The 24,086-nt window shown below is 67.0% G+C and carries 23 protein-coding genes; 19 read left to right on the top strand and 4 right to left on the bottom strand.

Annotated elements, in window-relative coordinates:
- Positions 1 to 12: 12 nt before the first annotated feature.
- Both ACIQF4_RS15275 and ACIQF4_RS15270 read right to left on the bottom strand, forming a co-directional pair.
- Positions 13 to 564 carry a hypothetical protein gene (locus tag ACIQF4_RS15275; protein WP_400516447.1) on the bottom strand — a complete coding sequence of 184 codons (552 nt, stop codon included), beginning with the start codon at positions 562 to 564 and terminating at the stop codon, positions 13 to 15.
- A 165-nt stretch (positions 565 to 729) separates the two neighbouring features.
- Positions 730 to 1,203, bottom strand: a complete 474-nt coding sequence (locus ACIQF4_RS15270; RefSeq protein WP_350003678.1) for an Lrp/AsnC family transcriptional regulator — start codon at positions 1,201 to 1,203, stop codon at positions 730 to 732.
- A gap of 195 nt (positions 1,204 to 1,398) precedes the next feature.
- On the opposite strand from ACIQF4_RS15270, the gene pdhA reads away from it, so the two are divergent.
- Genes pdhA through ACIQF4_RS15255 form a run of 3 tightly spaced genes read left to right on the top strand, consistent with a single transcriptional unit; the run spans position 1,399 to position 5,065 of the window.
- The gene (pdhA, locus tag ACIQF4_RS15265; RefSeq protein ID WP_400516449.1) at positions 1,399 to 2,568 is read left to right on the top strand and encodes a pyruvate dehydrogenase (acetyl-transferring) E1 component subunit alpha; all 1,170 of its coding nucleotides are present in this window, start codon (positions 1,399 to 1,401) and stop codon (positions 2,566 to 2,568) included.
- The gene (locus ACIQF4_RS15260; protein WP_400516450.1) at positions 2,568 to 3,578 is read left to right on the top strand and encodes an alpha-ketoacid dehydrogenase subunit beta; all 1,011 of its coding nucleotides are present in this window, start codon (positions 2,568 to 2,570) and stop codon (positions 3,576 to 3,578) included. The genes pdhA and ACIQF4_RS15260 overlap by 1 nt, the downstream gene beginning before the upstream one ends.
- A gap of 8 nt (positions 3,579 to 3,586) precedes the next feature.
- Positions 3,587 to 5,065 (top strand): 2-oxo acid dehydrogenase subunit E2, encoded by a 1,479-nt coding sequence (locus ACIQF4_RS15255; RefSeq protein WP_400516451.1) that lies wholly within the window; start codon positions 3,587 to 3,589, stop codon positions 5,063 to 5,065.
- A gap of 76 nt (positions 5,066 to 5,141) precedes the next feature.
- On the opposite strand, the gene ACIQF4_RS15250 is transcribed toward ACIQF4_RS15255, so the two are convergent.
- Positions 5,142 to 5,810: a TetR/AcrR family transcriptional regulator gene (locus ACIQF4_RS15250; RefSeq protein ID WP_400516452.1), complete on the bottom strand. Its 669-nt coding sequence runs from the start codon at positions 5,808 to 5,810 to the stop codon at positions 5,142 to 5,144.
- A 144-nt stretch (positions 5,811 to 5,954) separates the two neighbouring features.
- On the opposite strand from ACIQF4_RS15250, the gene ACIQF4_RS15245 reads away from it, so the two are divergent.
- The 7 genes from ACIQF4_RS15245 to ACIQF4_RS15215 are packed head-to-tail and all read left to right on the top strand — an operon-like array spanning position 5,955 to position 14,062.
- Complete coding sequence (locus ACIQF4_RS15245; RefSeq protein WP_400516453.1) at positions 5,955 to 7,562, top strand: carboxyl transferase domain-containing protein; 1,608 nt, start codon at positions 5,955 to 5,957, stop codon at positions 7,560 to 7,562.
- Between the two features lie 8 nt (positions 7,563 to 7,570).
- Positions 7,571 to 9,838 (top strand): acetyl/propionyl/methylcrotonyl-CoA carboxylase subunit alpha, encoded by a 2,268-nt coding sequence (locus ACIQF4_RS15240; protein WP_400516455.1) that lies wholly within the window; start codon positions 7,571 to 7,573, stop codon positions 9,836 to 9,838.
- Positions 9,839 to 9,840: 2 nt separating this feature from the next.
- Positions 9,841 to 11,016 (top strand): acyl-CoA dehydrogenase family protein, encoded by a 1,176-nt coding sequence (locus ACIQF4_RS15235; protein ID WP_400516457.1) that lies wholly within the window; start codon positions 9,841 to 9,843, stop codon positions 11,014 to 11,016.
- A 49-nt stretch (positions 11,017 to 11,065) separates the two neighbouring features.
- Positions 11,066 to 11,875: a CoA transferase subunit A gene (locus ACIQF4_RS15230; RefSeq protein ID WP_400516459.1), complete on the top strand. Its 810-nt coding sequence runs from the start codon at positions 11,066 to 11,068 to the stop codon at positions 11,873 to 11,875.
- 2 nt (positions 11,876 to 11,877) lie between these two features.
- A complete protein-coding gene (locus tag ACIQF4_RS15225; protein WP_400516461.1) occupies positions 11,878 to 12,645 on the top strand; it encodes a CoA transferase subunit B in 768 nt (255 codons plus the stop codon).
- Positions 12,646 to 12,653: 8 nt separating this feature from the next.
- Positions 12,654 to 13,226, top strand: a complete 573-nt coding sequence (locus ACIQF4_RS15220) for a MaoC family dehydratase (RefSeq protein WP_400516557.1) — start codon at positions 12,654 to 12,656, stop codon at positions 13,224 to 13,226.
- Positions 13,223 to 14,062 (top strand): HpcH/HpaI aldolase/citrate lyase family protein, encoded by an 840-nt coding sequence (locus ACIQF4_RS15215; protein WP_400516462.1) that lies wholly within the window; start codon positions 13,223 to 13,225, stop codon positions 14,060 to 14,062. The genes ACIQF4_RS15220 and ACIQF4_RS15215 overlap by 4 nt, the downstream gene beginning before the upstream one ends.
- 24 nt (positions 14,063 to 14,086) lie before the next feature.
- Here the strand turns inward: ACIQF4_RS15215 and ACIQF4_RS15210 are convergent, their stop codons facing one another.
- Positions 14,087 to 15,556 carry a lipase maturation factor family protein gene (locus ACIQF4_RS15210; protein WP_400516464.1) on the bottom strand — a complete coding sequence of 490 codons (1,470 nt, stop codon included), beginning with the start codon at positions 15,554 to 15,556 and terminating at the stop codon, positions 14,087 to 14,089.
- A gap of 101 nt (positions 15,557 to 15,657) precedes the next feature.
- Between ACIQF4_RS15210 and ACIQF4_RS15205 the strand changes: the two genes are divergently transcribed.
- The 9 genes from ACIQF4_RS15205 to ACIQF4_RS15165 all read left to right on the top strand — a co-directional run bounded on the left by ACIQF4_RS15205 (position 15,658) and on the right by ACIQF4_RS15165 (position 23,926).
- Positions 15,658 to 16,401 carry a TSUP family transporter gene (locus ACIQF4_RS15205; RefSeq protein WP_400516465.1) on the top strand — a complete coding sequence of 248 codons (744 nt, stop codon included), beginning with the start codon at positions 15,658 to 15,660 and terminating at the stop codon, positions 16,399 to 16,401.
- A 116-nt stretch (positions 16,402 to 16,517) separates the two neighbouring features.
- Positions 16,518 to 17,603, top strand: coding sequence for an NAD(P)/FAD-dependent oxidoreductase (locus tag ACIQF4_RS15200; protein ID WP_400516466.1), 1,086 nt, complete (start codon positions 16,518 to 16,520; stop codon positions 17,601 to 17,603).
- Positions 17,604 to 17,637: 34 nt separating this feature from the next.
- Positions 17,638 to 18,822, top strand: coding sequence for a 1-deoxy-D-xylulose-5-phosphate reductoisomerase (gene dxr / locus ACIQF4_RS15195; protein WP_400516467.1), 1,185 nt, complete (start codon positions 17,638 to 17,640; stop codon positions 18,820 to 18,822).
- 17 nt (positions 18,823 to 18,839) lie between these two features.
- On the top strand, positions 18,840 to 20,171 hold the full coding sequence (locus ACIQF4_RS15190; protein ID WP_400516469.1) for a M50 family metallopeptidase: 1,332 nt from the start codon (positions 18,840 to 18,842) through the stop codon (positions 20,169 to 20,171).
- 134 nt (positions 20,172 to 20,305) lie between these two features.
- Positions 20,306 to 20,983 carry a MarR family transcriptional regulator gene (locus ACIQF4_RS15185; RefSeq protein WP_400516470.1) on the top strand — a complete coding sequence of 226 codons (678 nt, stop codon included), beginning with the start codon at positions 20,306 to 20,308 and terminating at the stop codon, positions 20,981 to 20,983.
- The gene (locus ACIQF4_RS15180; protein WP_400516471.1) at positions 20,980 to 21,495 is read left to right on the top strand and encodes a hypothetical protein; all 516 of its coding nucleotides are present in this window, start codon (positions 20,980 to 20,982) and stop codon (positions 21,493 to 21,495) included. Before ACIQF4_RS15185 ends, ACIQF4_RS15180 begins: the two co-directional genes overlap by 4 nt.
- A gap of 84 nt (positions 21,496 to 21,579) precedes the next feature.
- On the top strand, positions 21,580 to 21,873 hold the full coding sequence (locus tag ACIQF4_RS15175) for a YciI family protein (RefSeq protein WP_400516472.1): 294 nt from the start codon (positions 21,580 to 21,582) through the stop codon (positions 21,871 to 21,873).
- A 33-nt stretch (positions 21,874 to 21,906) separates the two neighbouring features.
- Positions 21,907 to 23,073, top strand: a complete 1,167-nt coding sequence (ispG, locus tag ACIQF4_RS15170) for a flavodoxin-dependent (E)-4-hydroxy-3-methylbut-2-enyl-diphosphate synthase (RefSeq protein ID WP_066274770.1) — start codon at positions 21,907 to 21,909, stop codon at positions 23,071 to 23,073.
- The gene (locus tag ACIQF4_RS15165) at positions 23,036 to 23,926 is read left to right on the top strand and encodes a GNAT family N-acetyltransferase (protein ID WP_400516559.1); all 891 of its coding nucleotides are present in this window, start codon (positions 23,036 to 23,038) and stop codon (positions 23,924 to 23,926) included. The genes ispG and ACIQF4_RS15165 overlap by 38 nt, the downstream gene beginning before the upstream one ends.
- Positions 23,927 to 24,086 lie beyond the last annotated feature (160 nt).

Raw genomic sequence — 24,086 nt, 5'->3', positions numbered from 1 at the left:
CTGTGGTTTCCGTCACCCTGCCGGCCGCAGCTTGATTTCGGTCATCTTGAGTTCTTCGGTGCCCTCGAATCGGTAGGCGAGGTCCACCTCTTTGCCGTCGCAGGTGATGAGTCCTGCAACATGTGCCGACTTCACGCCGTTCTCGGTAACCACGTTGAGGTCCCTGTAGTCCGGTGTGCAGGTTTCATCCATTCCAAGACTGCCAATGCCCTCGATGAACGCTTCCTTGGACAGCTGCTCCTGGAGGGCAGGGTCAAGGTATTCGTCGTAGGCCCGTGAGCTGTCTCCGGCGAGGACCAGCTTGGTGAAGCCGTCAGCCAGCCCCCGGGCCTGGTTGGTGGCGCTGCCCACCACGTTCACTAAAATAACCAGGCCAAGGACCACCAGGAGGAGGACGCCGGCTGCGCCCGCCAGGATGATCCACAGTTTCCGCCGGCTCCTGGGCGGAGGCTGCCCCGGAAGCCCGAATGGTGATGCCTGTTCCTGCCCGTAGTAGGGAGGCTGCAGCTGCGGGGACGCCGGGCCTGCGTGGCCCGGCTGAAACGGTTCCTGGGGAGTGCTCAAGGTGGAGCCTTTCCGGAAAAATGGTGCAGCGCACCGCCTGGATGCGGGGCAGCGCTGGGCCTGTCCCGCCGATTAACTGGCATTCAGCCTATAGCGCGGCCCGCCTGGTCCGAACTCCAGCCCCGCCCGCCGCCGTCGTGCTTTCCGCCATAGGGGCGCCCGCTGCTAAGCCCGCCCGGGACCGCGTTGAAGCAAAGGCTGGACGCGGAAGGGAATAAGTTCGCCCATGGCCAGCGCCGTGTCGGTCCGGTCCACGCCTTCGCAGGCCAGGATCTTCCCGTTGATCCGGAACAGGTCCTCGGCGTCAAGCGCCACCACGCGCAGCAGCAGGTCCGCTGAACCTGTCAGGCCGTAGCCCTCAAGAATTTCGGGAATGTCAGCGAGTTCCTTTGCCAGCAGGGCGAGCCGCTGCTGCTGGACATGGACGGAGATGAAGGCCATCAGCGGGTAACCCAGGGCCGCTGGATTGATGCGGCGTTCGAAGGACAGGAAAACGTGTTTCTTCTCCAGCTGCGCCATCCGCGCCTGCACGGTGTTGCGGGAGAGGCCGAGCTTTTGGGCCAGTGCCACCACCGTTTTTCGGGGATCCTGCGCCAGGGCAGAGAGCAGGCGGGCGTCGGTGCCATCCAGGGCTTGCATAATGCGCAACGCTAGCACGGTCCCGGGCCCTCCCGCAGAGCATTTTGCTCAGTGATCGCGCCGGTGGTTGTACCTCCTGAGCATTGTGAGTAGGGTCACAAATATCCGGGGCAACGGCGCCCGGGCGGCCGGCGGCTGAAGGGGCCACAAGTCCCAAAACCGGAGGTCAACGACGTGAGAAGGTTGCGGGCTATCGTGTCTACAGACGAAACGGGCCAGGGCGGACCAGCCGCCTCCAACAGCGCCCGGCATACCCATGCACAGGGGCGGGACCTGGTCCAACTGGTCACCCCAGCCGGAGAGCGGATCAGCCATCCGGAGTTCGATTACTGGGTCAGGGACGTCACCGACGAGCAGTTGTGTTCCCTCTTCGAGGACATGACCGTGATCCGGCGCATCGACGTCGAGGCAACGGCCCTGCAGCGGCAGGGCGAACTTGCCTTGTGGCCGCCGCTGCTGGGGCAGGAAGCCGCGCAGATCGGTTCGGGGCGGGCACTCCGGACGGACGACTTTGTCTTCTCCAGCTACCGCGAGAACGGGGTGGCGTACTGCCGCGGAGTGGACCTGACGGACATCGTCCGGGTCTGGCGCGGCAATGCGTCCTCGGGCTGGGATCCCTACGCCATCAACATGGCCACCCCGCAGATCATCATCGGCGCCCAGACCCTCCACGCCACGGGCTACGCGATGGGCATCCAGAATGACGGCGCTGATTCCGTGGCCGTGACCTATTTCGGTGACGGCGCAACCAGCGAGGGCGATGTCAACGAGGCCATGGTCTTCGCGGCAAGCTTCCAGGTGCCCGTGGTGTTCTTCTGCACCAACAACCACTGGGCCATCTCCGAACCCGTCCGGCTCCAGTCGCACATCCAGCTGTCCGACAGGGCCGCCGGGTTCGGCATCCCCAGCCTGCGCGTGGACGGCAACGACGTCCTGGCCGTGATGGCAGCCACCCGCGTGGCCCTGGACCGCGCACGCCGCGGCGGCGGCCCCACGTTCATCGAGGCGGTCAGCTACCGCATGGGCCCGCACACCACGGCGGATGACCCGACGCGCTACCGCGACGCCAACGAACTCGAGGACTGGGCGGCCCGGGATCCGATCAGCCGGATCGCCGCTCTCCTTGAGCGGAAGGGCCTGCTGACGGAGGAACTCCAGCAACAGGTTAAGGACAAGGCCGACGCCGTGGCACGCGAGATGCGGACGGGCTGCACCACCATGCCGGACCCGGAGCCCCTGGACGTCTTCAAGAACGTTTACAGCACTCCCAACTCCTGGCTGGACCGGCAGCAGGACCACTATGCCCGTTACCTGGCCACCTTCGGTGATCCCGCAGGAGCCGCTTCAGAAGAAGGTGCACGCTGATGACCCAGATGACCTTTGCCCGCGCGATCAACGCGGGCCTGCGCAAATCCCTCGAGAACGATCCCAAAGTCGTGCTGATGGGGGAGGACATCGGCACCCTCGGCGGCGTGTTCCGGGTAACCGACGGGCTGCAAAAGGACTTCGGCACACACCGGGTGGTGGATACGCCCCTGGCCGAATCGGCCATCGTGGGCACCGCCGTGGGCCTCGCCTACCGCGGCTACCGTCCGGTGGTAGAGATCCAGTTCGACGGATTCATTTATCCGGCGTTCGACCAGATCGTCAGCCAGGTGGCCAAACTCCACTACCGCACCCGCGGCGCAGTCAAGATGCCCATCACCATCAGGGTCCCGTTCGGGGGCGGAATCGGCTCACCTGAGCACCACTCCGAGTCGCCGGAGGCCTACTTCACGCACACGTCCGGCCTGCGCGTCGTCACGGTGTCCAGCCCGCAGGACGCCTACACCGTGATCCAGCAGGCCATCTCCTGCGACGACCCCGTGCTCTACTTCGAGCCGAAACGGCGCTACCACGATAAAGGCGAGGTGGATGAGTCCCTTGACCACACCGCCCCGGTGCCCATGGGGCAGGCGCGCGTCCTCACCCAAGGCGGTGACGTCACACTGGTGGCTTACGGCCCGCTGGTCAAAACGGCCCTGGACGCCGCGTCGGCCGCGGCGGATGAGGGAATTTCCGTCGAGGTCGTCGACCTGCGCTCGCTGGCACCCGTGGACTACGAAACCGTTGTGGCTTCAGTCCGCAGAACCGGGCGCCTGGTCATCACCCACGAGGCCGCACAATCGGGCGGGCTCGGGGCGGAAGTGGCCGCCAGCATTACCGAGCGGTGCTTCTACCACCTGGAGGCGGCACCCGTCCGCGTCACCGGGTTCGACATTCCCTACCCCTACTCGAAGCTTGAGATGCACCACCTGCCGGGCCTGGACCGGATCTTGGACGGCGTGGACCGTGCCCTGGGCCGGCCGAACTCCCTTAGCGGGCTGGAAGGATGAGCGGGACCATGATCAAGGAATTCCGGCTGCCGGACCTGGGGGAGGGCCTCACCGAATCGGAGATCCTCAGCTGGAAGGTGGGCGTGGGCGATACCGTCACCCTCAACCAGGTAATCGCCGAGGTTGAAACAGCCAAGGCAGTGGTGGAGCTTCCGTCCCCGTTTGCAGGGGTCGTCAAGGAGCTCCATGAACAGCCAGGCACCGTCGTGGAGGTGGGCAAGCCGATCGTCTCCTTCGAGGTGGCGGACGACGCCGGCCCGGCACCTTCCGGGGCGGGCGGTCCTGCCGCTTCGGTCAAGGACGAGGCAGCGGGTCAGGCGGTGGGGCAGGACGCGGGAGGGAGCGCCGCCGGGACGCCCAAAAGGGAACCCAACCTCGTGGGATACGGTGCCGTCGTCGAAAGCACCGGCCGGCCCGCACGGCGTCCGCGGACCTTCCCGGTGGCCGGACCCGCCGGCACCATGCCCGCCGACACCATGCCTGCCGGCCCCATGCCCGGCGACACCGTGTCCACGGCAGCCTTGCCTGCGGAAACTCAACCCGCGGCCGTTGAGCACGCCGAGGCCTCACCGGACCAGCCCGCAGGTGAGCGCCCGCGCTCCACCCCGCCTGTCCGGAAGCTGGCCAAAGACCTCGGCGTGGACCTGGCCAGGGTCACTGGTACCGGTCCCCAGGGGCTGATTACCCGGGAGGATGTCCAGCACTTCATGGACAGCCGGTCCTCGGAGCCAGGGAAGCCCGGCATGCCGGCCGCGGACCATGCGGGAGTGCCGACCGGCGGGGGCGGACGGGAAACCCGCACCCCCATCAAGGGGGTCCGCAAGTTCACGGCCGCCGCCATGGTGCAGAGTGCTTTCACCGCGCCGCATGCCACTGAATTCCTGACCGTCGACGTCACTCCTTCCATGGAGCTGCTGGCGAGGCTTCGGGACAGCAGGGAGTTTGCGGGCGTCAAGCTCACTCCGCTGACCCTGGCCGCGAAAGCGGTGCTGATCGCCCTCCGGCGCAATCCTGCGCTCAACTCGCGCTGGGACGAAGAGAACCAGGAGATCGTCACGTTCAACTACGTGAACCTGGGCATTGCAGCCGCCACGCCCCGGGGGCTGACGGTACCCAACATCAAGGACGCGGATTCGCTGTCCCTGGTCCGCCTGGCGGAAGCGCTCTCGGCGCTCGCGGACACAGCCCGTGCCGGCAAAACCGCGCCGGCCGATCTGTCCGGCGGGACAATCTCGATCACCAATATCGGCGTTTTCGGCATTGATGCCGGCACCCCCATCCTGAACCCGGGGGAAGCGGCGATCCTTGCCCTGGGGGCCGTGCGGAGGACGCCTTGGGAGTATCGCGGGGACATCGCACTGCGCCAGGTGATGACCCTCAGCCTCTCCTTCGACCACCGGCTGGTGGACGGCGAACAGGGCTCCCGCTTCCTTGCCGACGTCGGAGCCCTCCTCGCCGATCCCGCCATGGTGCTGACCATGGTCTAGACCCCAGGAGTTTTTGTCCAGATACGCAGGGTTGGGGACGGTTTAAGCCTGCATATCTGGACAAAAACTCCGGGGTCTAGGGGGTGGTTCGGGAGTCTGCCAGCAGCGCAGCCAAGGCCATGTTCTCGAGCAGGGGCCGGGCCGTTCCGGACGCCATTTTCCTGCCGTGGCTGCGGACGGAATGGGGGGTGGAGTTGATGAGTCCGAACGTGGCGTGGGCCCGCATCCGGAGCTCCGAAGCGTCCGTATCGGGGTGGAGCCGCGCGAGGACCTCCACCCACACCTCCACATAGCTGCGCTGGAGGGTCCTGACTGCCGCCTGGTCCTCCTCGGAAAGGCAGCCGAAATCCCTGTCTTGGACCCGGATGACGTCAGGCTTGCCCAGCGCGAAGTCCACCTGGAACTCCACCAGGCCACGCAGGGCCGCCAGGGGATCGGCACTGCAGGATGCCACCCGGCGCCCGCCGTCCAGCAGTTCCTGGCTGACGGTGACCAGCAGGTCCGCGAGGACCGCCTGCTTGCCGGGAAAGTGGCGGTAAACGGCCGGCCCACTCACGCCGGCGGCTGCCCCAAGGTCCTCCAGGGAGACGCGGCTGAAGCCGTGCAGCGCAAACAGCGACGCCGCGGCGGACAACAGCGCCTGGCGGCGGTTCTCCTTTGCCCGGCTCCGCTGCGTGGGGCTGCCGGCGTGGGCCGCGCCCGCAGGCTGGGTCGTGCTGCTGGCAGCGGCGTCAGTGCTTGGCACAATTCCTCCTCGGACCACGGAAGTCTAGCAAGGCAGCTGCTGTGTTGGACATCACAGTTAATCGAGACTAACCTGAATTTCAGTTATTGATCACTAACCGAGTGGGCTTCTTGGCCTCGGCCGGAACAGGAGCAGGACGCGTCGATGGAGACCCTTGCCAGCAGGATCGACCCCGCCAGCAGCACATTCCTGGCGAACCGCGATGCGCAGCTGTCGCTGACGGAGGACCTGCGGAAAAGGCTGGCGGACGCTGCCCTGGGCGGACCGGAAAAATCCAGGCAGCGGCACGTGGCCAGGGGCAAGCTCCTGCCCCGCGAGCGCATCGACCAGCTCCTGGATGACGGCAGCCCGTTCCTGGAAATCGCTCCGCTGGCTGCCAACGGGATGTACAACAACGAGGCTCCCGGGGCGGGGGTCATTGCGGGCATTGGCCTCGTCCACGGCCGCCACGTGCTGGTGATTTCCAACGATGCCACCGTCAAAGGCGGGACGTACTATCCGCTGACGGTTAAGAAACACCTGCGGGCCCAGGAGATAGCCCTCGAGAACAAGCTTCCGTGCATCTACCTGGTGGATTCCGGCGGGGCCTTCCTGCCCAAGCAGGACGAGGTGTTCCCGGACCGGGACCACTTCGGCCGCATCTTCTACAACCAGGCCCGGCTCTCAGCGGCCAAGATCCCGCAGATCGCCTCGGTGATGGGGTCCTGCACCGCCGGCGGCGCCTATGTGCCGGCCATGAGCGACGAAACAGTCATCGTCCGGAACCAGGGCACCATTTTCCTGGGCGGGCCACCGCTGGTGAAGGCGGCGATCGGCGAAATCGTCACGCCGGAGGAGCTCGGCGGCGGGGACGTGCATTCGAGGATCTCCGGCGTCACCGACCACCTCGCCGAAAACGACGAACACGCGCTGCAGATCATCCGGGACATCGTGTCCACGCTCCCGCCTCCGGCGCCGCCCGCGTGGGAGGTGGATGCCGCCGTCGAACCTTCCGCGGAACCGGAAGAGCTCTATGGTGCCGTTCCCACGGACGTCAACGCCGCCTACGACGTCCACGAGGTCATCGCCCGGCTGGTGGACGGCAGCCGGTTCCACGAGTTCAAGAAGGAGTACGGCGCCACGCTTGTCACAGGGTTCGCCCGCCTGTACGGGCATCCCGTGGGGATCGTAGCCAACAACGGCGTGCTCTTCAGCGAGTCCTCCCTCAAAGGCGCCCACTTCATCGAACTCTGCGACCAGCGCGGCATCCCGCTGGTTTTCCTGCAGAACATCTCCGGCTTCATGGTGGGCAAGGACTCGGAACAGGGCGGGATCGCCAAGAACGGCGCCAAGATGGTCACCGCCGTGGCCACGGCCCGGGTGCCCAAACTGACCGTGGTCATTGGCGGTTCCTTCGGCGCCGGCAACTACTCCATGTGCGGGCGCGCCTATTCCCCGCGGTTCCTCTGGATGTGGCCGGCCGCCCGGATCTCGGTCATGGGCGGCAACCAGGCCTCCAGTGTCCTGGCCACGGTGAAGCGGGACCAGTACGAGGCAGCCGGCCAGGAATGGTCCGCCGAGGACGAGGAAGCCTTCAAGGCCCCCATCCGCCGGCAGTACGAGGACCAGGGCAGCCCGTACTACTCCACCGCCCGCCTCTGGGATGACGGAGTGATCGATCCGGCCGACACCCGCACCGTCCTGGGCCTGGCACTGGACGTGGTGGCCCGCACGCCGCTGCCGGAAACCTCCTTCGGCCTCTTCAGGATGTGAGCGAGCACATGACCACCCCTTCCCTGGCCGGCGCCCCCACCGCCACCCGGCCCATGTTCGGCACCGTCCTGGTGGCCAACCGCGGCGAGATTGCCTGCCGCGTGATCCGAACGCTTAAAGCCTTAGGCATCCGGCCGGTGGCCGTCTACAGCGATGCCGACGCCGGCGCCCGGCACGTGCGCGAAGCGGACACTGCCGTCCGGATCGGCCCGGCAGCGGCCACGGAGAGCTACCTGAACATCGAGGCGATCATCGAGGCCTGCCGCAGGACCGGGGCGGAAGCGGTGCACCCCGGCTACGGCTTCCTCAGCGAGAACGCGGAGTTTGCCCGTGCCCTGGAACGGGCCGGGATCGCGTTTATCGGCCCGGGCGTGGAAGCCCTGAACATCATGGGGGACAAGATCCGGTCCAAGAACCATGTGGCCGGCTATGGCGTCCCCGTGGTGCCCGGCGTGGCGAAACCAGGGATGACGGACGGGCAGCTGGTTGACGCAGCCGCCGGCGTGGGCTTTCCGCTGCTCATCAAGCCTTCCGCCGGCGGGGGCGGCAAGGGCATGCACGTGGTGCAGCGCCCGGAGGACCTCCCGGCGGCCCTGGCCACGGCCAGGCGCGTGGCAGCCAGTGCCTTCGGCGACGACACCCTGTTCCTGGAACGCCTGGTCACCACCCCGCGGCACATCGAAGTGCAGGTCCTGGCGGACAACCACGGCAACGTCATCCACCTGGGCGAGCGTGAATGCTCGCTGCAGCGGCGGCACCAGAAAGTCATCGAGGAGGCACCGTCCCCGTTGCTCGAAGCCCTGCCGGACGGCGCCGCCATCCGCGCCCGGATCGGGGAAGCGGCCTGCAACGCGGCCCGCAGTGTGAACTACAGCGGCGCCGGAACAGTCGAATTCCTCGTCTCCGACGACGCGCCGGACCAGTTCTACTTCATGGAGATGAACACCAGGCTCCAGGTGGAGCACCCGGTCACCGAGATGGTCACGGGCATCGACCTCGTCGAGTGGCAGGTGCGGATCGCCGCCGGCGGGGAACTCACCGTCCGGCAGGCCGACGTCGAGCTTCACGGCCACGCCGCGGAAGCGCGCGTCTACGCGGAGGTCCCGGAGAAAAACTTCCTGCCCTCCGCCGGGACTGTGATGTTGCTGGACGAACTGCCCAGGGGGACCAGCGGCACGGTCAGGGTGGACTCCTCCCTGGTAGAAGGCCTGGAGGTGTCCTCCAGCTACGATCCCATGATCTCCAAGGTCATCGCGTGGGGGGAGGACCGCGCAACCGCCCTGGATACCCTTGACGCGGCGCTCGCCGGCTACACGGCGCTGGGCCTGGACACCAACGTGGAATACCTGCGGCTTCTGATCAACGATGCCGATGTCCGCGCCGGGCGGCTGGAGACCGGGCTGATCGAACGAAAGCTGCCGGACCTGGCCTTCCGAAAGGTTGCCGACGCCGAACTGGCCGCGGCCGCGCTCCTAACCCTCGCCCTAGAGGAACAGAACAACACTCCCTCAGCGCCGGGGCCCTGGCATGCGCGCAACGGCTGGCGGCTTGGGGCGCCGGCGCCGCGCCTGGTCAGCCTGGGAACGCCCGACGGCGGCGTGGCGGCCGTGCGGATCAGCGGCGCCGCGGGGATGGGCGCGGAGGGGAACGGCACTGTCCGAGGCGGCGCTGTCCCCGGCGGTGCCGTCCCCGGTGGCGCCGGTTCCGCAAGGGTGTTCCTCGTGGCCGTGGGGGACGGGCCTGAACGTCCGGCGCAGCTGGACTTCGACTCCCGGAGGCAGGCAACGCTGACCCTCGATGGCCACGCCGGCACCTATTCCATCGCGCCGGTCTTCCGTGGCCCGGTGGCCCCGACACGTGATTCCCCGCCAGCCGGCATGCCCACAGAACTGTTCCTGGGCACTGCGGGCTGGTCCTGCCGGCTGGAAGTCCTGGGCCGGGAAGCGCGGCTTGAGCGGGTGCTTGCGGCCCTCCACCGGGAGGAGGGCGCCGCTGATCCCGCCGTGCGTTCGCCCATGCCGGGAACAGTGGTTTCGGTTCCGGTCAGTGACGGCGACACCGTGGCGGCCGGCCAGCTTCTCGTCTCGGTCGAGGCCATGAAGATGGAGCACCAGCTGGTGGCCCCGCTGGACGGGACGGTACACCTCAGCGCCCGCCCCGGCGACCTGGTGAAGGCGGACCAGGTGCTGGCCACCATCCACCCCCAACCAGGCGCTGCAGGCGAAAGTACAAGCGCAGACGCAGATACAGACACACTCAATGGCGAAGGAGCCTAGGCATGGCAGGGTTTGAACTCAGCGAGGAATACCAGGACCTCAGCGACACGGTCCGGGACTTCGCGGACACTGTGGTGGCGCCGGTGTCCGCCAAGCACGACGAGGAGCACAGCTTCCCGTACGAGGTGGTCAAGCAGATGGCGGAGATGGGACTGTTCGGCCTGCCCTTCCCCGAGGAATTCGGCGGCATGGGCGGGGACTACTTCGCCCTTGCCCTTGCCCTGGAGCAGCTGGGCCGGGTGGACCAGTCCGTGGCCATCACCCTGGAGGCCGGCGTCTCCCTGGGGGCCATGCCCATCTACCGTTTCGGCACGGACGCCCAGAAGCAGGAGTGGCTGCCCATGCTCGCCTCCGGCCAGGCGCTCGCCGGATTCGGGCTGACTGAACCGGAAGCCGGATCGGACGCAGGCGGCACCAAAACCCATGCCCGCCGCGAGACTGTCGGAGACAAGACAGAGTGGGTGATCAACGGCAACAAGGAGTTCATCACCAATTCCGGGACGGACATCACGCGGCTGGTGACGGTCACCGCCGTCACCGGGCAGAAGGAACGCGCGGACGGGACGGTGCAGAAGGAAATCTCCACCATCCTGGTGCCCACGGACACCCCCGGCTTCAAGGCGGAGAAGCCCTATAACAAGGTGGGCTGGAACGCCTCGGACACCCACCCGCTCACGCTGAAGGACGTCCGCGTTCCGGAAGAAAACCTGCTGGGAGTGGAAGGCCGCGGCTACGCGAACTTCCTGTCCATCCTTGATGAAGGGCGGATTGCCATAGCGGCGCTGGCGGCCGGCGCCGCCCAGGGCTGCGTGGACCTCTCGGTCAAGTACGCCAAGGAGCGCAGCGCCTTCGGCCACCAGATCGGCAAGTACCAGGCCATCTCCTTCAAGATCGCACGGATGGAGGCCCGGGCCCACACGGCCCGCCTGGCCTACTACGATGCGGCGTTCTGCATGCTTGCCGGAAAGCCGTTCAAGACGCAGGCGGCCATCGCTAAGATGGTCGCAGGCGAGGCGGCCATGGACAACGCGCGGGATGCCACCCAGGTGTTCGGCGGCTATGGCTTCATCAACGAGTTCACCGTGGCACGCCATTACCGCGACTCCAAGATCCTTGAAGTGGGGGAGGGCACCACGGAGGTGCAGCTGATGCTCATCGCCCGCGAACTGGGTCTGTAGTACTGGCACTGTAGTAACTGGCACCGTAGCCGGCCCGAGAGGATCACTGATGATTAACAAGGTTGTTGCCAGCGCTGACGAAGCCGTCGCGGACATCCCGGACGGAGCGTCCCTTGCCGTGGGCGGCTTCGGGCTCTGTGGAATCCCGGTCACCCTCATTGACGCACTGCACCGGGCAGGGACAACAGACCTGGAAACCGTCAGCAACAACTGCGGCGTGGACGACTGGGGGCTGGGCATCCTGCTCCGGGACGGGCGGATCCGCCGCACCATCAGCTCCTACGTGGGCGAGAACAAGGAATTCGCCCGGCAGTACCTGGCCGGCGAGCTTGAGGTGGCGCTCACCCCGCAGGGCACCCTGGCAGAGAAGCTGCGCGCCGGCGGCGCCGGGATCCCCGCCTTCTACACCAAGGCGGGGGTGGGCACCCAGGTGTCCGAGGGCGGACTGCCGCAGAAGTACGACGCCGAGGGCGGGATTGCAGTCGCATCGGCGCCAAAGGAGGTTCGCTCCTTCGCCGGGGTTGACTATGTGCTGGAGGAAGCCTTGACGCCGGACTTCGGGCTGGTCCATGCCTGGAAAGGGGACCGGCACGGAAACCTGGTCTTCCACGCCACCGCCATGAACTTCAACCCGCTGTGCGCCATGGCCGGCAGGATCACCATTGCCGAGGTGGAGGAACTCGTGGAGCCGGGCGAGCTGGACCCGGAACACATCCACACCCCGGGCATCTTCGTCCAGCGCGTGGTCCTCGCCGCCAACGCGGAGAAACGCATTGAAAAACGGACCGTTGCGCTGCCGCGGCCCGGACAGGCAGTATCCGCAGACGACGCCGGCAGCACCCGGCAGGCAGGAGCATAGCCATGGACCCCAACAGCCCCGACGCTCCCCGGCCCGAAGGCGTGCGGCCCGGGTACCGCCGGGCCGCCGCCCAGCAGCACGAGGTGCAGGCGGACGGTTCCGGGACCAAAGGGTGGACCCGGAACGAGCTGGCCGCCCGGGTGGCCAAAGAACTAAGCAACGGCCAGTACGTCAACCTGGGCATCGGGATGCCCACGCTCATCCCCAACTACATCCCCGAGGGTGTGGAAGTGGTGCTCCACTCGGAGAACGGAATCCTCGGCGTCGGCCCCTATCCGGCGGAGGACGCCGTGGATCCGGACCTGATCAATGCGGGCAAGGAGACTGTCACCGTCAACAAGGGGGCGGCGTTCTTCGATTCGGCATCGTCCTTCGGCATGATCCGCGGCGGCCATGTGGACGTGGCCGTCCTGGGCGCCATGGAGGTGGCGGTGAACGGTGACCTGGCCAACTGGATGATCCCGGGCAAGATGGTCAAGGGCATGGGCGGCGCAATGGACCTGGTGTTCGGCGCCAAAAAGGTGATCGTGATGATGGAGCACGTGGACCGCAACGGAAACCCCAAGATCGTCCAGCAGTGCTCACTGCCACTGACCGGCAAAGCCTGCGTGGACCGGATCATCACGGACCTGGCCGTCATCGACGTCGTAACGGATGAGTACGGGTCCCGGCTGGTGCTGCGCGAACTGGCGCCCAACGTCTCAGCGGAGGACGTCGCCGCGGCCACCGGGGCGGAGCTTTTCGAAGAGGACCAGGAACTGACCGTATGAGCGGCGGCATGGACGGCGGCGCCGGCGGCGGCACTGCGGCAGGCTCAACCGGCGGGGGGCCGCGGGTGATCGAACAGCGCGGGCTCTATTTCGAGGAGCTCGAGGAAGGCGTCACCTATGCCCACCGGCCCGGGCGGACGGTGACAGAGGCAGACAACGTCCTGTTCACCACGCTCACCATGAACACCCAGGCGCTGCACCTGGATGCCGCCTGGAGTGCCGGGCAGCCCTTCGGGCAGCGGCTCATGAACTCCATGTTCACGCTGGCCACCATGGTGGGACAGTCCGTTTCCCAGCTGACGCAGGGCACCATCATTGCGCAGCTTGGCCTCACTGATGTTTCCTTCCCGCACCCGCTGTACCACGGCGACACGCTCTACACCGAGACTGTGATCAGCGGAAAGCGGCTCTCGGGCTCTCGGCCCGGACAGGGGATCGTCACCATGGAGCACACGGGCCGCAACCAGGACGGCGCAGTGGTGGCCCTTGCCACGCGGAGCTGCCTGATGTGGACGCGGGAAGCCCATGCGGGCCAGCCCGGCAGCGGACAGGGGAACGGGCAGGAGACAATGCCGGTATGACATTCGTGATGGGTCCCGCCCTGCTGTTCTGCCCCGCAGACCGGCCCGAGCGCTACCAGAAGGCCGCTGCCAGGGCGGACGCCGTGATCCTGGACCTTGAGGACGCCGTGGCGCCGGCGGACAAGCAGCGCGCCCGCGGCGCCATCCTCGCCCAGCTGGGAACCACCGGGGTGGAACCGGAGCTTGAACCCAGCTGCACCATCGTGCGGGTAAATCCCGCCGGCACCGAGGAGTTCGAGAAGGACCTTCACTGCCTTGCCCACACTCCCTACCGGACGGTCATGCTGGCCAAGGCGGAAACCGTCCAGCAGCTCGAAGCCCTGGAGGGCTACAAGGTGATCGCGCTGTGTGAAACGGCGCTGGGAGTCCTCAACGCCCCCGCCATTGCAGCCGCCCCCAACGTGGTGGGTCTGATGTGGGGGGCAGAGGACCTGTTGGCGTCGCTGGGCGGTACGTCCAGCAGGAAGGCCGACGGCGGGTACCGGGCCGTGGCGCTGCACGCCCGTTCCGCCGTGCTGCTGGCTGCCCGCGCCCACGGCAAGGAGGCAGTGGATGCGGTGTACACGGACATCCCGGATCTTGCCGGGCTGGAGGAGGAAGCTGCCGACGCCGTGGCTTCCGGCTTCAGCTCCAAAGCGTGCATCCATCCGACCCAGGCCGCTGTGGTCCGGGCCGCCTACGCACCCTCCGACGCCGACGTCGCGGCTGCTGAAGCCCTCCTCGAGGCTGCAGCATCGGCTGGCTCGGGCGTGTTCCAGCACCAGGGAAAGATGATCGACGGTCCCATCCTCAAGCACGCCCAGGAAATCATCCGCCGCGCCCAGGCCATCGGTTAGCCGGCCTTCCCAGCGCGGCCGCCTTCACCCCATCCGCCCGGGTGAGCGCCGCAGTGACAGCGGCGGAATCGGCTCGTAGAGCAGCGTCCGCACCCAGCGGTTCCCGGTCTCCCTGAACTCTTTCCGGCTGGCAAAGCGGTAGTGGTAGCTGCGCACGCGCACCCAGCGCGGCGGTGCGCCGTCGAACGGGTCATGGCGGAGGAGCCGCAGGGTTTGCCGGTCCGCCTCCAGCAGCTTTCCCAGGAAGGCATAGAACCACTCCTCGTGGACGGTCCTTAGCGGCAGGAACCACATCAGCCAGTCAAGCCGCAGGTGGTAGGGCGCCCACTGGCGGGGGAGCCTGCGGACATCGCCGGGCTTGCCCCTGAAGCCGTACTCCCGCCAGCCGGAGGCGCTGTCCGGATCCTCATCGAGGGTTCCCTCCACCACAATCTCGATCCGCTGCTTGGTCACGGTGCCGAACGCCCCGTAGGTATTGACCAGCTGCCACCGGTTGAAGCTGGCATTCATCAGCTGGCTGCGGGAGAAAAGATTGCGCAGCGGCCAGTAGCTGAGGACGACCAACAGCAGCGTTGCCGCCAGGGTGACGGCCAGCCACCACAGGGGAGTCTCCCTGCCTGCGCCGGCCTGGCCGTGCCAGTCCAGCGGGATGGCCGGCAGCACGGCGTGCGCAACGGGATCGCTCACGGCAGCGAAAGCCAGCACAATGGCGATCCAGTTCAGCCAGGCGAAGTTGCCGCTGGCCACCAGCCACAACTGGGTGAAAACGACGATCCCCGCGGCCACGCTGGCAACGGGCTGGGGCGCGAACAGGAAGAACGGCACCACCAGCTGGGCGAAGTGGTTGCCGATGACCTCAACCTTGTGCAGGGGCTTCGGCAGGAGATGCGCCTGCCGGCTCAGCGGCCCCGGCATGGGCTGGGTCTCGTGGTGGTAGTACAGGGCCGTCAGGTCGCGCCACTCCCGGCCGCCGCGGATCTTGATCATCCCGGCACCGAACTCCAGCCGGAACACCAGCCACACGATCAGGATCAGGATGGTGCGCGGCGGGTCGGTCTGGTCCGAGCCCAGGAAGGCCACGGTAAAGCCGGCCTCAAGGAGCAGCATCTCCCAGCCGAAACCGTAGAAGGTCTGCCCCACGTTGACGATGGACATGTACAGCAGCCACAAGGCTAAGAATGCGATGAGCGGAACCCAGGGCGGTCCCTGCTGCGGGATGCCCGCCACCAGGAGCGCCGAAACCAGCAGCCCGGTGGCGCATACCCAGCGCAGCAGCCTGTCCGAATACCGCCACCGGAACAAGGTGGGCCGGCGCAAGCGGCTGAAACCGGAAAGGTACTCAGGTACCGGGAGGAGGCCCCGCTCACCCAGGAGCGCCGGGAACTGGTTCAGCGAGGACAGGAACGCAACGAAATACAGCGCCGCCACGCCCCGCTGCAGCACCTGCCGGGCGAATTCGTATTCCGGCGCGTCAAACCAGGAGAGCCAGTCCACGCACCCCACGTTACGCCCGGCTCCCGCAGGGATGCTACAGCGGGAATGCCACAGGGGACGCCTGGGCGGTCACGCCAATACGTTGCCACTAGGATCGAGGGATGTTCGTGCTGGTGCTGATCGCCGTTATTGCAGGCGCGCTGGCCCAGCGGATCGCGGGCCTGGGCTTTGGCCTGCTCGTTTCCCCGGTGCTCGTGGTGCTCCTGGGCCCCTTCGACGGCGTGATGATCATCAACCTGTGCGGCGCCACATCCTCGCTCCTGATCCTCTCCCGGGTGTGGAGGCATGTGGCCTGGAAGAAGTACTTCGGGCTGGCGCTCGCAGCACTGGCAGGGGTGCTGCCCGGTGCCTGGTTGGCAAGCAACGTGCCCGAAGCCCCGCTGGAGATCTGCATCGGCGTCCTGCTCATCGTCGCCCTGCTCGCTTCCCAGCGGCTGACCAGGAGTTCCTGGCAGGCCAGCGGACCGGTCCCCATGGCATCCCTGGGATTTTCCAGCGGCCTCATGAATGCGGCCGCGGGCGTTGGCGGCCCGGCCATCACGGCCTATGCCATTGCCACCCGCTGGGAGCAGAAAAGCTTCAGCGCCACCTTGCAGCCCTACTTCATCACCACCGGTTTCACATCGCTGCTCAGCAAGTACGTGCTGTCCGGCGGGCACGTCCCGGGACTCGAAGGATGGCACTGGCTGGCGATCCTGGCGGCCATGATCACCGGCATCGTCGCCGGCGACCTGCTGTCCGGCAGGGTGCCTGCCGCCGCCGCCCGGCGCATCGTCACGGTGATTGCCTACCTTGGTGCCGTGGCCACCCTGGCCAAGGGCCTGGCTGAACTAGCTGCCGCCTGAGCGCTGCGCAGGATACCCCGTCCGGCGCCCACGCCTGCTGGGATGAATCCGGCGGCGCACCCGCCCTCGACAAGCTCCACCTGCGCCGGGCTGCACAAACATGTTTTGCTGGACCCATGACACGTGTTGCAGTGATCGGTGCAGGGATCGTCGGGCTGTCCACAGCCCATGCCCTCCGAAAGGCGGGTGTGGACGTCACCGTCTACGAGTCCGGGACCCCGGGTTCGGGGCAGTCGGCCGGGGAATCGAGGATCTTCAGGCACGCGCACGACGACGTCCGGCTGGCCGCGTTCGTGGGTCACAGCCGCACCCTCTGGCGGGACTGGGAGGCCGACTTCGGCGTGGAACTGGTCTCCGGTGCCGGTGCGGTGGCCATCGGGGACAGCGTGGAGGACAAGCTCCGCGTGCTCAGCGGCCTGCCGGAGATTCCGGTGAGGCTGCTGGCGCCGGCAGAACTTGCGGCGGCGCTGCCGATCCTCGCGGACTTCCGGGGCAAGGCGATGTTCGATGCCCAGGGCGGGGCAATCCGCACCCGCGCCGCGTTCCGGGCCCTGGCCGGGACGCTGGAGGACGCCCTCGTGGCGGACCACGTACTGACTGTCCGGCCTGCCGGCCGCAGTGTGGAGGTCCGCACCGGGACACGGGTAGACCGGTTCGACCATGCGGTGCTGTGCGCCGGCCGCGGCACGGCAGCCCTGGCCCGGGGCGCGGGGCTGGACATACCCGTTGAACACACCGCGCATGCCCGGGTGACGTTCCGTGTGCGGGATGACGCGCCCGCCCCGCTGCCAACATTCCAGGACGGCAGCGGAGTCTTCGGGGAAACCGGCGTTTATGCGGCGCCCTCGGCCGACAACCGGCGTTACGCGGTGGGCCTGAGTGAAACAACCGAAGTGCGCCAGGACGGCAGCCTCGCCGATCCCGCTGCCCTGGAATCGCTCTCGGCCCGTGCGGCGGCCTACGTGCGGAGTGCGCTGCCCGGCCTGGATCCCGAACCGGAGGGCTACGTCCACTGCTGGGTGACGCGACTGCCGTGGGGCGATGACGGCGTTGGCATCTGGTCTGCCGGCAACGTCAGCGCGGTGGCCGGGCACAACCTCTTCAAACAGGCGCCGGCGCTGGGGGAGGCGCTGGCAGAAACTGCACTGTCCGGCGTCGTCCCCGCTGTCCTGCGGCCGGAATCACAGCTCGGAAGGTCCTGAACGGCCGGGCACCACGGTGCGCGATACTTAAGCAATGCAGCCACGCAGAATCGTCCTCCTCGGATCCACCGGTTCCATCGGCACCCAGGCGATTGACGTCGTCGACGGCGCCCCGCACCTTTTCGAGGTAGTGGCCCTCAGCGCCGGGGGAGGCAACCTGGAGCTCCTCGCCAGCCAGGCGGTGCACACCGGCGCGTCCGTCATCGGCATTGCCGGCGGTGACCCCGGAAAGCTGGCGTCGCTCATTGCCGACGCTGCCGCGGCGGCGGGAAAGCCCGGCTACCGGCCGGAAATCATCGCCGGACCGGACGCCTCCACCCGGATCGCCGGGGTTGAAGCGGACGTGGTGCTCAATGGAATCACCGGATCGATCGGCCTTGCACCCACGCTGGCGGCCTTGCATTCCGGCGCCACGCTTGCCCTGGCCAACAAGGAATCCCTCATCGTGGGCGGATCGCTGGTGAAGGCGGCAGCCCGGGAGGGCCAGATCGTCCCCGTTGACTCCGAGCACTCAGCGATCGCGCAGTGCCTGCGCTCGGGCTCGGCCGCGGAAGTGGAAAAACTGATCCTCACAGCATCCGGCGGTCCCTTCCGCGGCAGGAGCAGGGACGAACTGCACGGGGTGACCCCCCAGGAAGCCTTGGCCCATCCCACCTGGGACATGGGCCTCATGGTCACCACCAACTCGGCCACACTGGTGAACAAGGGCCTGGAAGTCATTGAGGCACACCTGCTCTTCGATGTGCCGCTGGACCGGATCGACGTCGTGGTCCATCCCCAGTCCGTGGTGCACTCCATGGTGCAGTTCATTGACGGGTCGATCATCGCCCAGGCCTCCCCGCCGGACATGCGCCTTCCCATCGCACTGGGACTGGGCTGGCCGGACCGGGTGCCGGGAGCGGCGGCCGCCTGCGACTGGACGCGCGCGGCCACCTGGACGTTCGAGCCGCTGGACACGGAAGCCTTTCCCGCCGTCGGACTCGCCAAGGATGCAGCGAGGCAGGGCAGCACGTTTCCTGCCGTGTTCAACGCCGCGAATGAGGAAGCCGTGACAGCCTTCCACACCGGGCGCATCAGGTTCACGGACATCGTGGACACAATCGATGCCGTCCTCAGCGAACACCCAGGGTCCTCCGGGCTGACAGTGGAGTCAGTGCTGGATGCTGAAAGCTGGGCACGTGCCCGCGCCAATGAACGTTTAGCAGTCAGAAGTCTCTAGGAAGCAGCAGCACGTCAATGACCCCCGTCCTCCTTTTTGTCCTCGGCGTCGTCTTTGTGGCGATCGGCATTGCCGTGTCCATCGCGCTGCACGAAGTGGGGCACCTGGTGCCCGCCAAGCTGTTCAAGGTGCGCGTCACCAAATACATGATCGGCTTCGGCCCCACCTTGTGGTCCAGGCGGAAGGGCGAAACCGAATACGGGGTGAAGGCCATTCCGCTGGGCGGCTTCGTGTCCATGATCGGCATGTACCCGCCCAACAAGGACGACGGCTCCGTCCGTCCCTCCAGCACCGGCATGTTCCAGACCCTGGCCACCGAAGCGCGGTCCATGGCCCACGAGGAAGTGGGGCCGGGTGACGAAAAGAGGGTGTTCTACCGGCTTCCGGTCTGGAAGAAGGTCATTGTGATGCTGGGCGGCCCGGCCATGAACATGGTCCTTGGCGTGCTCCTCACCGCGGTGCTGCTCATGGGCTTTGGCATGGCCACGGCCACCACCACCATCTCCGAGGTTTCCAAGTGCCAGGTGGCGGCAGGGGAGACCGTCGATCCGGATTCGGCAGACTGCCAGCCCACGCCCGCTGCCGCGGCCGGCCTCAAGCCGAATGACAGGATCACCTCCTTCGACGGCAAGGCCGTGACGGGCTGGGACCAGTTGACGGAATGGATCCGGGCCTCCGCCGGGCGCGAAGTGGGCATTACGGTTGAGCGGGACGGCGCCCTGGTGTCCACCACGGTGACCCCGGTGCTGTCGGCCCGGCCCGTCATCGGGGCGGACGGCCGGCAGGAAACGGACGACGCCGGCACCCTCCGCTACCAGGACGTCGGCTTCCTGGGCATTGGCTCCCAGACAGAACTCGTGGCCCAGCCGGCGTCGTCCGTCCTGCCCATGGCGGGGGAGAACATCCGCCAGGTGGCAGGGGTGGTGTTCAACCTGCCCGCCCGCGTAGTGGGCGTGGCGAAAGCTGCCTTCAGCGAGGAACCCCGCGATCCCAACGGGCCCATCAGTGTGGTGGGCGTGGGACGGGTTGCCGGGGAAGTAGCCGCCATGGAAGAAATCCCGTTGCAGTCCCGGGTGGCCGCACTGATCGGGCTGCTTGCGGGCCTGAACTTCGCGCTCGCGGTCTTCAACCTGGTACCGCTGCTGCCCCTGGACGGCGGGCACGTTGCCGGAGCCCTGTACGAGGGGGCGCGGCGGCAGGTGGCACGCCTGTTCGGCAAACCGGACCCGGGTGCCTTCGACATCGCCAAGCTGCTGCCGGTGACCTATGTGGTGGCCGCGTTGCTGATGGGGATGAGTGCGCTCCTTATCTACGCCGACATCGTGAAGCCGGTGAACCTCTTCGGCTGAGACTGGCCAGCACAATGATCCAAGGGGCTTATGCCACAGCAGGGTGATCCGGGCTAATCAGCTTATTTCGGCTGATATTAGTTAATCAGCCGAATATGTTTGATTAATGAACATCAGCTGCGTACGGTTAGGGCATGTACGTCCTCACGATTGACCAGCAGGGCAGCACGGCGGACGTGGACCGCGTTCCGGAACTGATCGCGGCGCTCCGCAACCTCACGCCCGTGCCTTTTGAGCGCTCGGTAGGCGACGAGCTCCAGGGAGTAGTGGAGCACGCTGCCGACGTGGTGGATATTGCCCTGCACGCGCTCCGCGACGGCCACTGGTACGTAGGGATAGGAATCGGGGTGGTCAGCCTGGCGCCCGGTGCCAGCCCCCGGGAGGGCACCGGAAGCGGGTTCGTGGCGGCCCGCAAAGCCGTGGAACTTGCCAAGGGCACCGCCGGCCAGGTGCCGTTGTCAGTGGTGTCCGGCAGCATGGTCCGCGGTAAGGATCTTCAACCCCATGCCCAGGAGGATGCGGTGGCCAGCGCAAATGCCCAGGCGGTGCTTCGCCTGATCGGACGCCTGGTACAGCAGCGCACCGAGGCCCAGTGGCGGGTGGTGGACCGGCTGCGGGCCATCCAGGGCGAAGCCAGGCATGGCAGCCAGAAGCAGGTGGCCCGTGGGCTGGGAATAACCGAACAGTCCGTGAGCCGTGCCGTCCTCAGGTCCGGATGGCAGGAAGAATGGGCGGCGAGGCCGGCAGCGGCCATGCTGCTGGACTATGCCCATTCCCTGGCGGCCCGCACTCCAACAGAAGGAAACCGGTGAACGCACTCTGGATCGCGGTTGCGCTGCTCGTCGCGGGATTCGTCGGCTGGCCTGTGACGGCCCTGGTATTCCGGCTGGCCAGGACAATCGATGACCGGGCCGACGCGGCCAAGGCTGCCGAGGAAGCCAAGCAGGCCGCCGAGGATCCGTCCGCGGATGTGACTGTTGACCTGCACTCCGCCGGCGGATCCCAGGGCGTCGACGGCGAGCTGACCGCAGCAGCCGACGCGCCGCCGTCGGGCCCTCCCGGCTCCGGACCGGCCGCCCCTACGCAGCGCATCCTTCGGGGTGGTGCCATCATCGGGATCCTCGAGCGGCTGGGAGTGTGCCTTGCCATCCTGACCGGCCAGCCGGTTGCCATTGCCTACATTGTGGCCATCAAGGGCCTGGGCAGGTTCGCAGAGCTTAAGGAAACCCCGGTGGCGGCCGAACGGTTTATTATCGGAACGCTGACGTCCATGCTGTGGGCTGCCGGAACAGCCGCAGCCATCAAAGTCCTCTTCCTGGCCTAGCGCGTCCCTTTCCGGCGCCCCTCCGGCCAGGCGCGTCCGCGCTCCGGATGGGTGCGAAGGCAGGCAGGGAGATAGGGTAGCGGTATGACAGTTTTTGCCGTTGAGTACGTTTATGCCGCCGATTCCACAGAAGACCGCAACGCCGCCCGGGCAGCGCACCGCGAATGGCTCTCGGGCCTCGCGGAGGACGGTGCCGTCCTTGCCAGCGGACCCTACGGTGACGGGGCCGGCGCGCTGCTGATTTTCAAGGCAGCAGACGAGGCCGCCCTCAACTCGATCCTCAAGCAGGATCCCTTCGCCGCTGCCGGAGTCATCGCCGGGACCCGCATCACGGAGTGGTCACCCATCATCGGCGTGCTTGCCGGCCTCGCCGCCTAAGCCTCCTCCCGCTTTCAATCTCTAGGAGTCCTCGTGACCTCGGTCAGCCTGGGAATGCCCTCAGCACCGCCACCCGTCCTTGCCCCCCGCCGCAAGACCCGGCAGATCAAAGTCGGTTCCGTGGGTGTTGGATCGGACTCGCCCATCAGCGTGCAGTCCATGACCACCACGCCCACCACGGACATCAACGCCACGCTGCAGCAGATCGCCGAACTGACGGCGTCCGGCTGCGACATTGTGCGCGTGGCCTGCCCGTCCGCCGATGACGCCGAGGCGCTGCCGATCATCGCGCGGAAGTCGCAGATCCCGGTCATTGCGGACATCCACTTCCAGCCCAAATACGTCTTCGCGGCGATTGAGGCCGGCTGCGCAGCGGTCCGCGTGAATCCCGGCAATATCCGCAAGTTCGACGACCAGGTCAAGGAGATCGCCGCTGCGGCGCGCGATCACGGCACGTCCATCCGCATCGGTGTCAACGCCGGATCCCTGGAGCCGGGCATCCTCAAGAAGTACGGCAAGGCAACCCCTGAAGCCCTGGTGGAATCCGCCGTCTGGGAAGCGTCCCTCTTCGAGGAGCACGGCTTCCACGACTTCAAGATCTCGGTCAAGCACAATGACCCAGTCATTATGGTGGCGGCCTACGAGATGCTGGCGGAAAAAGGCGACTGGCCCCTGCACCTCGGCGTTACCGAGGCCGGCCCCGCGTTCCAGGGAACCATCAAGTCGGCCACGGCCTTTGGCGCGCTCCTGTCCAAGGGCATCGGCGACACCATCCGGGTTTCCCTGTCGGCCCCGCCGGTGGAGGAAATCAAGGTCGGAAACCAGATCCTGCAGTCCCTCAACCTGCGTCCCCGCAAGCTCGAAATCGTCTCCTGCCCCTCCTGCGGCCGCGCCCAGGTGGATGTGTACACCCTTGCCGAGCAGGTCACTGCCGGGCTGGAAGGAATGGAGATTCCGCTGCGCGTCGCGGTCATGGGCTGCGTGGTGAACGGGCCCGGTGAAGCCCGCGAAGCCGATCTCGGCGTTGCCTCCGGTAACGGCAAGGGCCAGATCTTTGTGAAGGGAGAGGTCATCAAGACTGTCCCCGAGAGCCAGATTGTTGAGACACTGATCGAAGAGGCCATGCGTATCGCGGAAGAGATGGGGGAGGCCGATGGCGAAGATGCTGTCAAGGGTAGCCCCGTGGTTAGCGTCTCGTAAGGAGATCCCCGACCCGCCGGGGATCTCCGTCCGCACCCTTGACGGGGACGACACCGCCGCCCTTGTGCTCCTGGCGAAGCGTGACCCGGTCGCCAACGTCTTTATCCTCGCGCATTTGCGCGCCACCGGCACCGCCGCCCCCACCAGCGGCGGTGCCGGCGTCCTGGGCGTGTTCGACGACGGCGTCCTGGCAGGTGCCTGCTGGGCGGGGGCCAACCTGGTGCCCGTCCAGCTGGATCCCACCCTGGCTGGACTGGTGGCCGCGGCGGCCCACAGATCCGGACGCCGCTATGCGTCCGCCTTCGGGCCGGCCGCTGCCGTGCTGGCCCTGCATGCCGAACTGGTTGAACTGGGGCACCGGGCCCATGAAGTGCGTCCCGACCAGCCTTTGATGACCATCAGTGAACCGCCCTCAGTGGAGCCGAATCCGGGGCTGGCCCTCGGTAATCTCGCGGACTTCGACCGCATCCTGCCGGCCTGCGCCGCCATGTTCGAGGAAGAAGTGGGGTACTCGCCCTTCCTGGGCGGCAGGGAGTTCTACAGCCGCCGCGTGGAGGGGCTCATCCGGCAGGGCCACTCCCTGGTGCACCTGAACGAAGCTCGCGAGGTGGTGTTCAAGGCCGAACTCGGTGCGGTCACCTCCGACGTCACGCAGATCCAGGGTGTCTGGATGAACCCGCTGTACCGCGGCCAGGGCCTCAGCGCCGGGTACATGGCGTCCGTGGTGGAGCAGGCGCGGAATTTCGCGCCCGTCACCAGCCTCTACGTCAACGGTTTCAATACCCGTGCGCGCGCCACCTACGAGCGGGTGGGCTTCAGCCAGGTCGGGACGTTCGCGACGGTGCTCTTCTAGGACAGTTTCCAGGCGACGGAAAGCCCCAACCGGGATCCTGGCTGTCAGGAATGCAAGAAGCACTTGTCATCGTGCGCTGGATCACATAGGTTCGATCTAGCTGCGCTGGAGTGGCGTGGGCGGTCTCACCAGTCCTCACCAGTACTTGGGCGATAACGGC

It is taken from the genome of Pseudarthrobacter sp. NPDC092202 (genome assembly GCF_044755505.1).
Taxonomy (GTDB): Bacteria; Actinomycetota; Actinomycetes; order Actinomycetales; family Micrococcaceae; genus Arthrobacter.
The sequence above is the reverse complement of the archived record's forward strand: the minus strand, read 5'-3'. Positions and strand labels throughout refer to the sequence as shown.

Coding starts and splice junctions, on each gene's coding strand:
- ACIQF4_RS15270 (WP_350003678.1), bottom strand. CDS start 1,203: ATGCAAGCCCTGGATGGCACCGACGCCCGCCTGCTCTCTGCCCTGGCG.
- ACIQF4_RS15260 (WP_400516450.1), top strand. CDS start 2,568: ATGACCCAGATGACCTTTGCCCGCGCGATCAACGCGGGCCTGCGCAAA.
- ACIQF4_RS15255 (WP_400516451.1), top strand. CDS start 3,587: ATGATCAAGGAATTCCGGCTGCCGGACCTGGGGGAGGGCCTCACCGAA.
- ACIQF4_RS15245 (WP_400516453.1), top strand. CDS start 5,955: ATGGAGACCCTTGCCAGCAGGATCGACCCCGCCAGCAGCACATTCCTG.
- ACIQF4_RS15240 (WP_400516455.1), top strand. CDS start 7,571: ATGACCACCCCTTCCCTGGCCGGCGCCCCCACCGCCACCCGGCCCATG.
- ACIQF4_RS15235 (WP_400516457.1), top strand. CDS start 9,841: ATGGCAGGGTTTGAACTCAGCGAGGAATACCAGGACCTCAGCGACACG.
- ACIQF4_RS15230 (WP_400516459.1), top strand. CDS start 11,066: ATGATTAACAAGGTTGTTGCCAGCGCTGACGAAGCCGTCGCGGACATC.
- ACIQF4_RS15225 (WP_400516461.1), top strand. CDS start 11,878: ATGGACCCCAACAGCCCCGACGCTCCCCGGCCCGAAGGCGTGCGGCCC.
- ACIQF4_RS15220 (WP_400516557.1), top strand. CDS start 12,654: ATGGACGGCGGCGCCGGCGGCGGCACTGCGGCAGGCTCAACCGGCGGG.
- ACIQF4_RS15215 (WP_400516462.1), top strand. CDS start 13,223: ATGACATTCGTGATGGGTCCCGCCCTGCTGTTCTGCCCCGCAGACCGG.
- ACIQF4_RS15205 (WP_400516465.1), top strand. CDS start 15,658: ATGTTCGTGCTGGTGCTGATCGCCGTTATTGCAGGCGCGCTGGCCCAG.
- ACIQF4_RS15200 (WP_400516466.1), top strand. CDS start 16,518: ATGACACGTGTTGCAGTGATCGGTGCAGGGATCGTCGGGCTGTCCACA.
- dxr (WP_400516467.1), top strand. CDS start 17,638: ATGCAGCCACGCAGAATCGTCCTCCTCGGATCCACCGGTTCCATCGGC.
- ACIQF4_RS15190 (WP_400516469.1), top strand. CDS start 18,840: ATGACCCCCGTCCTCCTTTTTGTCCTCGGCGTCGTCTTTGTGGCGATC.
- ACIQF4_RS15185 (WP_400516470.1), top strand. CDS start 20,306: ATGTACGTCCTCACGATTGACCAGCAGGGCAGCACGGCGGACGTGGAC.
- ACIQF4_RS15175 (WP_400516472.1), top strand. CDS start 21,580: ATGACAGTTTTTGCCGTTGAGTACGTTTATGCCGCCGATTCCACAGAA.
- ACIQF4_RS15165 (WP_400516559.1), top strand. CDS start 23,036: ATGCTGTCAAGGGTAGCCCCGTGGTTAGCGTCTCGTAAGGAGATCCCC.